This is a genomic window from Ideonella sp. sgz306126 (assembly GCF_056032705.1).
Genome location: NZ_JBVYWP010000002.1, coordinates 628,844 through 642,540, shown reverse-complemented (window position 1 = coordinate 642,540; position 13,697 = coordinate 628,844). Strand labels below are relative to the sequence as shown.

The window sequence follows — 13,697 nt, the reverse complement described above, 5'->3', positions numbered from 1 at the left end:
GACGCCGTGATGACACCCGAGACCATTCAACGCTACGGCGACGAGCTCTACCAGTCGCTGCTCAGCCGCGTGCCGGTGGAGCCGCTCACCAACCGCGAACCCGGCATCACCATCGCCGACGCCTACCAGATCCAGCTGCGCATGATCCAGCGCCGGTTGGATGCCGGCGAGGTCGTGGTGGGCAAGAAGATCGGCGTCACCAGCCAGGTGGTGATGGACATGCTGGGCGTGAACCAGCCCGACTTCGGCCATTTGCTCTCGGGCATGGTGTTCAACGAAGGCGAGCCGGTGGACACGGCCAGGATGATCGCGCCCAAGGCCGAGGCCGAGGTGGCCTTCATCCTGGCGCGCGACCTGAGCGGCCCGGGCGTCACCGCGGCCGACGTGCTGCGCGCCACCGACTGCGTGATGCCCTGCTTCGAGATCGTCGATTCGCGTATCAAGGACTGGAAGATCAAGATCCAGGACACCGTGGCCGACAACGCCAGTTGCGGCGTGCTCACCCTGGGCGGCACCCGCCGCAGCCCGCGCGACCTGGACCTGGCTCTGGCCGGCATGGTGCTGGAGAAGAACGGCGAAATCATCAGCACCTCGTGCGGCGCTTCGGTGCAGGGCTCGCCGGTGAACGCCGTGGCCTGGCTGGCCAACACGCTGGGGTCGCTGGGCATCTCCCTCCGGGCCGGAGACATCATCCTCTCGGGTTCGCAGTCGCCCCTGGTGCCGGTGAAGGCAGGCGACAGCCTGTACGCCAGCGTGGGCGGCCTGGGCAGCACCTCGGTGCGCTTCATCTGACTCCGGCGAGAACCCCACCATGGCACTGACCCGTACCGACATCGAGACCCTCGCCGCCCATCTGGAGGCGGCCGAACGAGACGCCCGCGACGTCACCAAGATCACCGATGACTTCCCCCAGATGGACTGGGCCGACGCCTACGACATCCAGGACGAGCTGCGCCGGCGCAGGCAGGCGCGAGGCCACCGGATCGTGGGCCTGAAGGCCGGCCTGACTTCGTTCGCGAAGATGAAGCAGATGGGCGTCGACACGCCTTGCTTCGGCTTCGTCAGCGACGACATGGCGCGGCCCGAAGGAGGGGAGATCAAGATGAGCGAGCTGATCCACCCCAAGGTCGAGGCCGAGATCTGCGTGGTCACCAAAGCGCCGCTGCGCGGCCCCGGCTGCCACGTGGGCGCGGTGATGGCGGCGATCGACTTCGTGCTGCCGGCGGTGGAGATCATCGACAGCCGTTACCGCGACTTCAAGTTCGACCTCAAGAGCGTGATCGCTGACAACACCTCGGCGTCGCGCTTCGTGATCGGCGGACGGGCGCGCCCTGTCGAAGAGCTGGACCTGCGCACGCTGGGCGTGGTGCTGGAGAAGAACGGCAAGACCGTGGCGATGGCCGCCGGCGCCGCCGTGCTGGGCCACCCGCTGGCGGCGGTGGCGATGATGGCCAACCACCTGGGTCGGCGTGGCCAGGAGATTCCGGCCGGCAGCTTCATCATGACCGGCGGGGTCACCGAGGCCATCGCCGTGGCTGCGGGCGACAACATCCACGTGCGCTTCCAGGATCTGGGCAGCGTCTCCATGCGTTTCGTCTGAGGCCGAATCCGCCGTGAACCCGTCTGACAATCCCGAGATCGCGCGCAGCGTGCGCACAGGATCCTTCGACACCAACTGCCACGACCTGGGCCAGGCCCAGTTGGGTCAGCCACCGGTGCTGCTGATCCACGGCTCCGGGCCGGGCGTGAGCGCCTGGGCCAATTGGCGCCTGGTGATGCCCGAGCTGGCGGGCTTGACCCCCCCAGCCCCCGAGGGGGCCGGGACGGCTTGGGGCGGCCCGGCGCTCGTCCGAGGCCGGCGCGTGCTGGCCCCCGACATGGTGGGCTTTGGCTACACCGACCGGCCCGTGGGCATCGCTTACACCATGGATACCTGGGTGCAGCAGGCGCAGGACCTTATGGACGCGCTGGGCGTGCCGCAGGTGGACCTGGTGGGCAACTCGTTTGGCGGCGCGCTGTCGCTGGCACTGGCCATCCGCGCACCGCGCCGCGTGCGCCGCCTGGTGCTGATGGGCAGCGTGGGCGTGCCCTTCGCGATCACGCCGGGCCTGGACGCGGTGTGGGGCTACGAGCCCTCGCTGGCCGCGATGAAGGGGCTGCTGGACCTCTTTGCGCACAGCCGCGCCCTGGTGACCGACGAGCTGGCCGAGCTGCGCTACCGCGCGAGTATCCGCACCGGCTTTCAGGAGTCCTTCGCGGCCATGTTCCCCGCACCGCGCCAGCGTTGGGTGGACGCCATGGCCAGCCGCGAGAACGACATCCGCGCGCTGCCGCACGAGACCCTGGTCATTCACGGCCGGGAGGACCAGATCATCCCGCTGCAGAACTCGCTCACGCTCAGCCAGTGGATTCCGAACAGCCAGCTGCATGTCTTTGGCCACTGCGGCCACTGGACCCAGATAGAACATGCCAACCGGTTTTCGCGGCTCGTGAGTGACTTCTTGGCCGAGGCCGACCGCGCCTGAGGCTACCCCCCCGTTTTTCACCTCTCGGAGATCACCCTGATGAGCAAGAAGATCAAATGCGCCCTGATCGGGCCTGGAAACATCGGCACCGACCTGCTGGCCAAGCTGCAGCGCAGTCCGGTGCTGGAACCGGTGTGGATGGTGGGCATCGACCCCGAATCCGATGGCTTGAAGCGCGCCCGCGAGATGGGCATCAAGACCACCGCCGAGGGCGTGGACGGCCTGGTGCCGCACATGCTGGCGGACGGCGTGCAGATCGTGTTCGACGCCACCAGCGCCTACGTGCACGCCGAGAACTCGCGCAAGGTCAACGCCCAGGGCGCGATGATGATCGACCTCACCCCTGCCGCCATTGGCCCGTACTGCGTGCCGCCCGTGAACCTCAAGCAGCACGTGGGCCGGCGCGAGATGAACGTCAACATGGTCACCTGCGGCGGCCAGGCCACCATCCCCATGGTGGCGGCCGTGTCGCGGGTTCAGCCCGTGGCCTACGGCGAAATCGTGGCCACGGTGAGCAGCCGCTCGGTGGGCCCGGGCACGCGCAAGAACATCGACGAATTCACCCGCACCACGGCTGGCGCCGTCGAACGCGTGGGCGGTGCCAAGAAGGGCAAGGCCATCATCGTCATCAACCCGGCTGAGCCGCCGCTGATCATGCGCGACACCGTGCACTGCCTGACCGAGACCGAACCCGACCAGGTCGCCATCACACAGTCGATCCACGACATGATCAAGGAAGTGCAGAAGTACGTGCCTGGCTACAAGCTGGTCAACGGCCCGGTGTTCGACGGCAAGCGTGTGAGCGTGTTCATGGAGGTGGAAGGCCTTGGCGACTATCTGCCCAAGTACGCCGGCAACCTCGACATCATGACCGCCGCGGCGGCCCGAACCGCCGAGATGTTTGCCGAGGAAATCCTGGCCGGCCAACTCGTCCTCGAACCCACCGTTGCCGCCTGAAGGAGCCCCCCATGACCCACCCCAAGAGCCCGATGGACGGCCGCCAGATCACGGTCCACGACATGACGCTGCGCGACGGCATGCACCCCAAGCGCCACCTGATGACGCTGGAACAGATGAAGACCATCGCCTGCGGCCTGGACGCCGCGGGCGTGCCGCTGATCGAGGTCACCCACGGCGACGGCCTGGGCGGCTCCAGCGTGAACTACGGCTTCCCGGCCCACACCGACGAGGAATACCTCGGCACGGTGATTCCGCTGATGAGGCGGGCCAAGGTCAGTGCCCTGCTGCTGCCGGGCATCGGCACCGTCGACCACCTGAAGATGGCCCACGGCCTGGGCGTGAACACCATCCGCGTGGCCACGCACTGCACCGAAGCCGACGTGAGCGAACAGCACATCAGCTACGCGCGCAAGCTTGGCATGGACACCGTGGGCTTCCTGATGATGGCCCACATGAACAGCCCAGAGGGCCTGGTGAAGCAAGCCAGACTGATGGAGAGCTACGGCGCCAACTGCCTCTACATCACTGACTCGGCCGGTTACATGCTGCCCGCCGATGTGAAGGCCAGGCTGCAGGCCGTGCGCGATGCGCTCAAGCCCGAGACCGAGTTGGGCTTTCACGGCCACCACAACTTGGCGATGGGTATCGCCAATTCCATTGCCGCCATCGAGTGTGGGGCGAACCGCATCGACGCCGCCGCCGCGGGCCTGGGTGCCGGCGCGGGCAACACACCGATGGAAGTGCTGGTGGCCGTGTGCGACCGCATGGGCATCCAGACCGGCGTGGACGTGTGGAAGATTCAGGACGTGGCCGAAGACCTGGTGGTGCCCATCATGGACTTCCCCATCCGCATCGACCGCGATGCGCTGACGCTGGGCTATGCCGGCGTATATGGCAGTTTCCTGCTGTTTGCCAAGCGGGCCGAGAAGAAGTACGGCATCCCGGCGCGCGACCTACTGGTCGAGCTGGGCCGGCGCGGCATGGTCGGCGGCCAGGAAGACATGATCGAAGACACCGCCATGACCATGGCCCGCGAGCGCGGCCTGCGCGTGGCCGCCTGAACGCAACGCAGAATGAAGGAGCCCCCATGCCATTCGCCCAGATCTACATGCTCGAAGGCCGTACCGAAGACCAGAAGCGCGCCGTCATCGAAAAAGTGACCCAGGCGCTGCAGGACGCCGTGGGCGCGCCCAAGGAAACCATCCGCGTGTGGATCCAGGATGTGCCCAAGCAGAACTGGGGGATCGCGGGAGTCAGTGCCAAAGATTTGGGTCGTTGACGCATTGAACTCGGGCTTGCTGTCGCGATGCTGGCGGTCTGGGAAGCTGTCGTTCAGGTTCGTCTGCCATTGGCCGGGAGCGAGCGGCCGTGGCGATGGCTGGCAGCGGACTTCGGAAGGCTGTTCGGATGAGTGGCATCCTGTCGGCCGCGGTTCTCGATAGTCGATCCAACTGCGACATATGGGTCGGCGAATTCGACGCTGCTCAGCGCCCCTCCGCGGACGGATCGCCTCAGACCCGTGTCGCAACCCGCTGCGACAGCGTTCCCCCAACATGGCGCCACATGACGAGAGGTTGGAGTCGGTGATCTGAATCTGTGCTCTCAACACGTCCCCGCAGGGCATGGCCAATTCATATGCTGCGCGCGCAGCTTGCCACCTGCGTTGCACGTCAGGGCGGGGCGCAGCTCGGTGATCGACGCGGGCGTTGCGCACCGGTGCAAGCTCTGCGCCTGCTGTAAAGATGCGGCCGTCGAGCCTCCTCTACACTCGACGTTCGTTCACATCCAGCTCGACTCGATCCATGTTGAACCGCCTTCTCTTCGTGGCTGCGGCCGCAGCGAGCGTCCTGCTCACCGGTTGCGCCACCCGCACCACCCAGGCCTTCGAAAACGATGCCGGCCGCGTTGCGGCGACAAGCGACCCGGTCTACCTCATGACCGCCACGGTCCGCAACGAGTACAAGAAGGGCTGGCAGCCGCACCTGCTCGTCGTCAACGTCGAGAAGGACGGCGCCACCGAATCGTCGGACCGCTTCAACTTCACGATGGACAAGAAGGCGCTGCTGGACGAGACCGACAAGGAAGCGGGCAACAAGTATCTGCTGCGCATGCAACTCGCACCCGGGAAGTACGAGATCGTGGGCTTGACCGAGTTGAGCCGCAGCTTCCCGATCATTGCCACGTTTTTCACCCCGCTGCACGAGACACTGAACGTGAGCACCAAGGGCACGATCACGTACTTGGGCCACGTCGAAGCCAGCATCCGCGAGCGTAGGGGTGAGGAATTCAAGGCCGGCCCGTCGATCCCGCTGATCGACCAGGCCGTCGCCGGCGCGTCCGGCGGCACCTGGGACGTCGCGATCGTCGACGCGTGGGACACGGATGAAGCGCTTTTTCGCGGCAGGTTCGCAGCGCTGAAGGACACCCCGATTCAGAAGGGCCTGCTGGCCCCGTGGGACCGTGACGCGGCCCAGAGGTGGTGGGTGGCGCACTGATTCAGTCGCGAGCACGGATACGTTGCGATATGCCTGCTCAGGCTGTCGCACAGCGGTCACTTGACAGCGCGGCTCGTGGCGGGTGCAACCTATTTTGGCATCGATCCTCAGGGGATCAGACTCTTGCGCATCGCTGCATATTCGATGGAAACGCCCCGCACTTCCTTGATGTGATGCTCAACAATCTTGAACCCGAAATGGATGTAGAACGGCTGCGCAGTGCGGCTGACTTCTGATGTGAACTCGGCGATGCCGAGTTCACGGGCTCGCTCATGGATGCGCTCCATGAGTCTCCTCCCCATGCCCACTCCGTTCGCCGCGGCCGCGACGAAGAAGTGGTCGATGTATCCGTTGGATTGCACGTCGGCACACGCCACAATTTTGCCGTCGCGTTCGATCACGAATGGGGCGATGCCCTGCATGCGTCGGGCCCACAAGGCTGGGTCAAACGTTCGAGGTGCCCACGCGTCCACTTCAGCTTGGCTGTCATCGTGGATCGCAACTTCATGGATCGCAGATTCGAAAACGAACCGAAGCTGGGGTTCGTCGCCGACACGGAAGTTTCGTAGCTCAATCACAGTGTTCAGCTTACATGTGCGCGGCGCTCGGGCGGCAGCCGCATCGAACACTGGCAACCGCCGAAAGCCAGACCCTCGCCGCCGTCTGCATCTGGCCGAGTCCGCTCTTCTGGTGCACGCCCAGCGAGCTGACGTTCACCCGGACGGCTACGGCGCGAACGTCAGCTTCCAAGGGAACTGGCGAACTCATGCGGCCGGCCAGATGCGGACACCGGCGGAGATCAGCCCTCGGGCAATCCTCCGCCGCGAGTGATGCTCGGAAGACAATGCAGATCATGCAAGTACAACCTGCTTCATTGCTTCTCGACATCTCTAAAGATCTCGCGGGTCATCGCGAGCGTCGGGATGCGAGTTGGTGCTGGTACGCCAACGAGGACGACGAGGACACAGGTGGGGCGTTGCCCTTCGCGGTAGACAATTTGTTCCGAGGTCAGACTGCACGTCATGTCCCTATGTTGCCGTCCATCGCCCGTGGATTGGCGACTTCTGACATAGGCGAAATGTGGCGAGGCTCTATCGCTGATCAGGCACTCGTGATTCTGCGGCTCGCGCAGTCGTGGTGGTTCTCCAAGGAACTTCAACGTCATCCAGTTGCGCAGCATGCAAAGACTCAGCACCTCGACCTGAACCCAATTGGGTTGGCGCAGCACTACGGCATCTCGACAGGCTACCTTGACATCAGCGATGACTTCGATGTCAGCGCCTTCTTCGCCACATGCCGTGAGACAGACCAAGGCTGGCAACCGGCGATTGAGAGCACCGGCGTTGTTTATCGTGTCAGCCTGAAAGAACTAGATCAGCACGAGGTTGCACGCTACCTTCCGTTAGGGCCGCAGTCCTTGCCCCGGCCAACAGAGCAAGGGGCCTGGGTAACTGAGCTTCCGATGTGCCACGCTTTCGACGGGTGGCCCGGTGTGGGCATGCTGCAGTTCGAGCACGACCGGCGCGTAGCTGAACATTTTCTGGAGATGTTCGACGGAGGCGCCAAGTTGTTCCCGGCCGATCCACTCGCCCGCGTGGCATCCGAGATTCTCAGATGTCGCGAACTACCAGTCGACTTAGTGGACGCTGCTCTGCAATCCTTCGCCAGAGATCCACACGGGCCACGCTCCGACCAGCTTCAAGCGATTCGGGCAGAAATCTTCGGGCAGGTAGCACCGATTCAGGGTCGAACGCTGTTGACGAATGAGCAGGTTTCAGAACTCCTAGCCGATGAATCGTGGTGCGCCCACAGGCTCGCCGATATCAAGGCCCACGCCGTAGCCGTTCGCCTCATTCCCGTCGTGGACTGATCTTGCATGACACAGCGAGAGTCCGCTTTCAGACGGTGAGTTCGCCGAACACGATGTCCGCAACGGGTCGTGATGCTGAGTTCGGTGAGTGCCGGACCGGTCGCGCTGTCCGGATTCGGCAGATCGCTGTCTCGATCTGGCAGCAATTGATGCCCGGCAGCGAGACCCAGGTCGGAGCGGCATCGAGGAGGTTCACGCCGAGGCGTCCATTGATCCACTTGCGTCGACACCGGATGCGACGTGCTGGATCGGTCTCGATCCGAAACTCGCAGCAATCGAGTAGCGATGTGCTGCGAGTTCAAGGCGGTCCCCGCCCGTGGGCATTTCACCCTCGGCCGGAGTGGCTGGGACGAACTGGGCGGCTTCGCTGCCGAGTGGATCCGGCGCCTGGTCGGCCCGTGAACCCCGCGCCTATCAGGCGCCGGCGAGCAAAGCAGCAAACTCCGTGGCGAAGCGGTGCGCGTCGCCAGGCCAGCGTGCCGAAAGGTAGTGGCCGTCGCGCACGGTGAAGCCCCGTTCGAGCCGCGCCGGCGAATCGCGGCATAGCCCGGGCGGTCCGGAGACGAAATCATCCTGCTTGGCCAGCGCCGCGGTGACTTCGGCCTGCACCGTCAGCGGGTAGGTGCGGTAGTAGCGTCCAAGCCAGGCCGCGGTCAACGCCCAGGCGCCGAGCTCCAGGCTTCGGGTCAGAGCGGTCGTTCGCCGGCCGAACAACACCGATTGGCCGTCGGTGCCTTTCGAGCGTGCGACCAGCAGCACGCCGTGGCAGATCGCCGCCAGCGGGCGCCTCGCGGCGAACGCGGCCGCCACCAGCGCCTGCAGGGACGCCGATTCGAGGTAGGGCCTCATACCCGGTGCATGACCGCCCGGCAGCAGCAGGCCGTCGAAGTCGGCCAGCGACAGGTCGGCATATCGCTGGGGCTGCCTGAACTCCGGGCTGCAGTGCATCTCTTCATAGGCCTGGCGGGCCCTCGCGTCGGCACGCAGCAGTTCCTTGAGCGGGCCCAGATCGACGCCGGTCAGCATCCGCGGATCTGCCTGGCCGGGCTCGCCATCAGGCGTGGCGAAGCGGACTCGAAACCCACGCGCCGTGAGCACCTGCCAAGGCACGGCGGTCTCGGTCGGGTCGAAGTCCCTGTTCGGGATCGGGATGAGAACGGTGCTCAAAGATCGTTCAGGAATCGGGCCACGGCTCGATCATAGGTCACGGCCCCACGCAGCCCGCCCCGGCATGCCGGCAACGCGCGCGCTGCTTTCCTCGACGGCTTTGCTGCGGAGCGCTACGGATGGGTGGACTTGCGTCCAACGTAGGAGGTCAGTCGGCGAAGCAGCAACGTTGGATCGAACGGCTTGGCGATGACCTCGACCATCCCAGCCTGCTTGGCCGCCACAATCTCTTCGGTCCCCGCCGCGGCACTGAGGCCGACGATCACGAGTGCGCTCAGTTGTCGATGGAGGCGCATCTGGCGCACTGCCTCGACACCACCTAACGGCTGCATGTGCAAGTCCATCAGAACGATGTCGAAGGCCTGCCCTGCGGCGTGAGCAGCGAGCACCTTCGCCAAGCCGTCGTGTCCATCTCCAGCGATCTCGACCGTCCCGCCCCAACGCTCGACGAACGTGCGCGCAATCAACTGATTCACTTCGTCGTCCTCGACGATCAAGATGCGCACGCCCGTCAGTTCGCGGGAAGCCAATGCGTGGTCTGGCGCGTCCGGCGGCGAAGCCGGCAGCGAAGCGGGAGGTCCCATTGGGAGGGGCAGTTCCACCCAAAAGCAGGTTCCTTGTCCGACCGTACTTTCAAAGCCGACCTGGCCACCCATTCGTTGTGCCAGGTCTTTGCTGATGGCCAAGCCCAGTCCCGTGCCTGAAACGGCCGCACCGGCCGGTGCGGCCTTCAGCTGCACGAAGCGCTGGAACAGCTTGGCTTGCGCCTGTTCGTCCAACCCCGGACCTTGATCGTGCACTTCAAATCGGGCCAAACCATCGGGCAGCCATCGATATCGAACGCTTACCTCGCCATGCGTGGCAAATTTGAGCGCATTGGAAATGAAGTTGGACAGGATTTGCCGAATCCGAAGCGCGTCACCTAACAACCATGGCGGCGCCTGCTCCTCCGCGTTCAAGGACAAGGATAACGACTTGTTCAGGGCTGCGAAGCGCCACGTTGAGACCAATTCGTCGAGCAGGTCCGTCACCTTGAACGAACGCTCATCCAACGAGAACATGCCCGCTTCGATCTTGGAGAAGTCGAGGGTGTTGTCCAGCAGGTCCTTGAGCGTGAGTGCACTCGCAAGAAGTTGCCGAAGGTATGGCGTCACCTGCTCTGGCGGCGTGTCCGGTGAGCAGGCCAAGTGCGCCATGCCCAGCAGAGCGCTCAGCGGATTGCGGATTTCGTGGCTGACATTGGCAACAAAGACACTCTTTGCCAACGCGGCCTCCCGCGCACTGCTCAGCGCGGCGGCGAGGGCCGCATCGCGCGCATTGCGTTGGGTCAGATCTTCGAAGATCATGACCGTCCCTTCGGGGCGGCCTTGCCCTTCCAGGACCATTTTCCCGCGCAAGAGGCAGGCAAAGGTACTGCCATCCTTGCGCATCAACGTGCATGCGAATTCAATCGCTTCTCCGCAGCGTAGGGCCTGCTCGCACGCCGCCAACCCGTCCTGATAGGCCTCGCGCGATGGCCAGATGCATGATGTCGGCTGTCCGACCAATTCGCCAGCGGACCAACCGAACATGGCTTCGAAGGCGGGGTTGCAGCGCAGGAAGTGGCGCGGCGGCGGAAACGATCGATTGAACGCAATGCCCACTTGCGCCGTCTCCAGAATGGCGCTCATTTCTGCGCGCTCGTGATCATGAGCGGCGATTTCCATCACCTGGTAGATGTGCAAGTCGACGCCATCGATTTGCGCCGCCGACGCGTTGACCGTCGCCAGGATCGCAGCGCCATCGCCGGCCTGGACCACCATCACCGTGTCGGCAACGCTTTCACCGAGTTCAAGGCGTTCCACCAGCCGTGTTCCCATCCCTTCATTGGCCCAAAATCGGATTTCGCGAAGGGTGGATCCTGAAAGCTCATCGGAACGCCTGCCCAGCAGCCGCTCCACCGCAGGATTGACGTGAATCAGCGTCTGGTCGGCTGCGCGGACGATCAGCACGCAAGCCATGCTGTTTGCAAGCAGCGGCGCCCAAGATGGGATGGCGTTGACCATGGCGAGTCTCCCTGAATGATGAGGGGCTCCGTCTACGGGTCGACTGGAGTCAGAACCAAATCGAGCAAGTTCTCAGCAGCGGTCGACAGGGACCCGCCATGCCGCCGGGCCTCTGGCGGCCGGATGCGGTGCCCCCGCACACCTTGAGGGTAAAGGCCCAGGTCGGCGCAATGGGGGGGCTGTTCGCTTCGACCCCACCGTCGCCAAAAAAAAATGACAAAGTGCCCATTGCAGGGGGTTACCCGCTACGGATTTGTGTGGCGGTCTCAAGTCTGAAGTGCAACACCTTGCCAGTCGGTAAGGTGTGAACTTCGCCTGTGGCGTGCTCCAGGCATGGAGCCCTGCCCATGCGAACGGGGACTCCTGCCTGAACCGGAATACCCGTGGAGCGTCTGCGGTGCTCGAGGTCGTTGCCCGACGTGCATCCCGGCAGATTCGCTCAAGCGCCCGGCCGCATCCACCGCAGCGGCCAGGGCGGCCGGCGACGGCACGGAAAGTCGGTGCGGTGCGACGCCGCTCCCACGGCACGGGCGAAGTCCGTTCGGCCGCACTCGCTCCCGCGGCTCGCTCCCGCGCTCAGGCGCGTGCCCGGACCGCCAAGCTCTGGGTCGCCCGGCCGATGAGCCCTGCTTCGTCAAAGAGCTGCGACTCGGCCAGGCCGCACCCGTTGGGCGCCAGCAGCGTGCGCGCATCCACGCAGATCCACTCGCCGAGCGGACGGCGCAGCAGGTTGATCGTCAGGTCGGAGTTCACGAAGATGTAGCGCTCGAAGTCCAGCACCGCGGAGATGCCGTTGCCCGAATCGGCCGCCACGGCCACGCGCTGGTAGCCGCTGGGATCCTCGTTTTCGACCAAGGGCCGCTGCAACCTGAACCAGGCGGCGCAGCGGCTCCGGAAGAAGCTGCCGCTGGCGATCCGGTTCTCGACCAGGTCCGCATAGCCCGGCAGGCGGCGGCCGAAGGGCATCCGCTGAATCGCACTCTCGGCCGGTGACTTCGGGGCCTTCGGCAAGGGATGACCGTCCAGATCGTCGGGCAGCGCGATCTCGTTCTCTCGTTGCGCGAGGGCCGTGAAGCGCGCCAGCTCCTTGCCTCCGCTCGACAGCACCGCGGCATAGTGCGCGGCATTGCGGCCGGCATAGTCCGTCGCCACCTCGATCTCCAGCTCGGCGATCGGCAGCGGCCTGAGCAGGTTGGCGGTGAGGCGCCCGAGGTGATGGAGTCCGTGTTCCCGCGCAACCGCCTCGATCGCCCGGCACACCATGGCGATCGGCGGCCCGGCGTGCTGGTGCTGGGGGTCCCAGGGACCCCGTGTCAGCTCGCTGGCGCGGACCGTGCGATGCGACACGACGGTATAGGCCGCTGGCGGCAAGGGTGCGGAGGAGGCAGGCGAGGTGGCGGCAGTCATGGCGGGAGGTGTGCGGTCATCCAGGTTGCGTTGCCGATGATACGGATGCACCGGTATCCACCGGTGCCGGGTGCTGCCGCGGTGGGCAGGGTCGATGTTCTTGACGCCTCCTCGGATTCCGCCGACAGGGGGTCGCCCGCCGCCCTCTCTAGACCGTGGGTGCCCGCTCCGCGGCGCGGCTCGCCCAGGCACGCAGGCGGGGCCACAACAGGTTGAGCGCCAGCCCCGACAGCACCAGGGCGGCGGCCGCCAGCTTCCAGCTCGGCAGGGCTTCGGTCAGCAACCAGGCCGAGGCGCTCATGCCGAAGACCGGCACGAGCAAGGCCATCGGGGTGATCGTGGCGGCCGGGTGGCGCGCCAGCAGCCACCCCCAGGCCGCATAGCCGAACAGCGTGTTGCCCCAGGACTGCCAGGCCACGGCGGCCCAGGTCGGCAGGTCGGCGTGCCGCAGCCCGGCGAGGATCGCGTCGCTGCCCTCCAACGCCAGCGACAGGCCGAACAAGGGCGGCACCGCGAAGGCGCTGGACCACACCACGTAGGCCAGCATGTTGGCAGGCCGGCCCTGCTTGGCCGTCATGTTGCCGCCCGCCCAGGCCAGCGCCGCCAGCACGACCAGCGCCAGGCCGAGCACGGTGGTGGCGCCGTCGGTGTGCCGGCCGATCACCACGATGCCTGCGACTGCCAGCGCCAGCGCCAGCCACTGAAAGCCGTGCACCCGCTCGCCGGACAGGCGCATCGACAGGCCGATGGTGAAGAACACCTGGATCTGCACCACCAGCGAGGCCAGGCCCGGCGAGATATGCCCGTTCATGGCCACGTACAGCAAGCCGAACTGACCCACCCCGATCAGCATCCCGTACAGCGCCAGGTTGCGCCATGGCACCCGAGGGCGCGGCAGGACGAAGGCGGCCGGCACGAACGCCAGCGTGAAGCGCAGCGCCGCGAACAGCAGCGGCGGCAGATGGCCCAGCCCCAGCTTGATGACGACGAAGTTGGTGCCCCAGACGAAGACCACGGCCAGCGCGAGCAGGAAATGGCGAAGCGGAAGGGCAGCGGGCATCGGTGAGGTCGGGTGAAGGGCAGCCAGGCATCGTACGTCAGGCCCGCGCCGGCGAGCGCGCTTGATCCAGTGCAAGGGCGGTCGATCTGGATGCTTGCGAAACGGGCCGGCGTCGGCGTAGTGTGGCTGACGGGCGGGCTGATGTCCGGTTCAGGTCTGGACTGGCCG

The 13,697-nt window shown here is 65.6% G+C and carries 13 protein-coding genes; 8 read left to right on the top strand and 5 right to left on the bottom strand.

The features are described from left to right. The first annotated feature begins 9 nt into the window (after window positions 1-9). The 7 genes from dmpE (at window position 10) to AC0N04_RS07425 (ending at window position 5,980) form a co-directional block, all read left to right on the top strand. Window positions 10-792 (top strand): 2-oxopent-4-enoate hydratase, encoded by a 783-nt coding sequence (dmpE, locus tag AC0N04_RS07455; RefSeq protein WP_474280080.1) that lies wholly within the window; start codon window positions 10-12, stop codon window positions 790-792. A 19-nt stretch (window positions 793-811) separates the two neighbouring features. Then, window positions 812-1,600 carry a 2-oxo-3-hexenedioate decarboxylase gene (gene dmpH / locus AC0N04_RS07450; RefSeq protein ID WP_474280078.1) on the top strand — a complete coding sequence of 263 codons (789 nt, stop codon included), beginning with the start codon at window positions 812-814 and terminating at the stop codon, window positions 1,598-1,600. A gap of 13 nt (window positions 1,601-1,613) precedes the next feature. Beyond that, window positions 1,614-2,525, top strand: a complete 912-nt coding sequence (locus AC0N04_RS07445; RefSeq protein WP_474280076.1) for an alpha/beta fold hydrolase — start codon at window positions 1,614-1,616, stop codon at window positions 2,523-2,525. Between the two features lie 39 nt (window positions 2,526-2,564). Next, window positions 2,565-3,482, top strand: a complete 918-nt coding sequence (locus tag AC0N04_RS07440; protein ID WP_474280074.1) for an acetaldehyde dehydrogenase (acetylating) — start codon at window positions 2,565-2,567, stop codon at window positions 3,480-3,482. Between the two features lie 32 nt (window positions 3,483-3,514). Further along, window positions 3,515-4,546, top strand: coding sequence for a 4-hydroxy-2-oxovalerate aldolase (dmpG, locus tag AC0N04_RS07435; protein ID WP_474280522.1), 1,032 nt, complete (start codon window positions 3,515-3,517; stop codon window positions 4,544-4,546). 26 nt (window positions 4,547-4,572) lie between these two features. Next, the gene (locus AC0N04_RS07430) at window positions 4,573-4,764 is read left to right on the top strand and encodes a 2-hydroxymuconate tautomerase (protein ID WP_474280072.1); all 192 of its coding nucleotides are present in this window, start codon (window positions 4,573-4,575) and stop codon (window positions 4,762-4,764) included. 523 nt (window positions 4,765-5,287) lie between these two features. After that, complete coding sequence (locus AC0N04_RS07425) at window positions 5,288-5,980, top strand: hypothetical protein (protein ID WP_474280070.1); 693 nt, start codon at window positions 5,288-5,290, stop codon at window positions 5,978-5,980. A gap of 107 nt (window positions 5,981-6,087) precedes the next feature. On the opposite strand, the gene AC0N04_RS07420 is transcribed toward AC0N04_RS07425, so the two are convergent. Beyond that, on the bottom strand, window positions 6,088-6,558 hold the full coding sequence (locus AC0N04_RS07420) for a GNAT family N-acetyltransferase (protein WP_474280068.1): 471 nt from the start codon (window positions 6,556-6,558) through the stop codon (window positions 6,088-6,090). Window positions 6,559-6,833: 275 nt separating this feature from the next. On the opposite strand from AC0N04_RS07420, the gene AC0N04_RS07415 reads away from it, so the two are divergent. Next, entirely contained in the window at window positions 6,834-7,850 is a 1,017-nt protein-coding gene (locus AC0N04_RS07415; protein WP_474280066.1) for an FRG domain-containing protein, read from the top strand. Between the two features lie 414 nt (window positions 7,851-8,264). On the opposite strand, the gene AC0N04_RS07410 is transcribed toward AC0N04_RS07415, so the two are convergent. The 4 genes from AC0N04_RS07410 to AC0N04_RS07395 form a co-directional block, all read right to left on the bottom strand. Then, window positions 8,265-9,017: a type 1 glutamine amidotransferase domain-containing protein gene (locus AC0N04_RS07410; RefSeq protein ID WP_474280064.1), complete on the bottom strand. Its 753-nt coding sequence runs from the start codon at window positions 9,015-9,017 to the stop codon at window positions 8,265-8,267. A 113-nt stretch (window positions 9,018-9,130) separates the two neighbouring features. Next, a complete protein-coding gene (locus AC0N04_RS07405; protein WP_474280062.1) occupies window positions 9,131-11,062 on the bottom strand; it encodes an ATP-binding protein in 1,932 nt (643 codons plus the stop codon). A 576-nt stretch (window positions 11,063-11,638) separates the two neighbouring features. After that, window positions 11,639-12,469, bottom strand: a complete 831-nt coding sequence (locus AC0N04_RS07400; protein ID WP_474280060.1) for a thioesterase family protein — start codon at window positions 12,467-12,469, stop codon at window positions 11,639-11,641. A 148-nt stretch (window positions 12,470-12,617) separates the two neighbouring features. Continuing rightward, window positions 12,618-13,529, bottom strand: coding sequence for an EamA family transporter (locus AC0N04_RS07395; RefSeq protein WP_474280058.1), 912 nt, complete (start codon window positions 13,527-13,529; stop codon window positions 12,618-12,620). Between the last annotated feature and the right edge of the window lie 168 nt (window positions 13,530-13,697).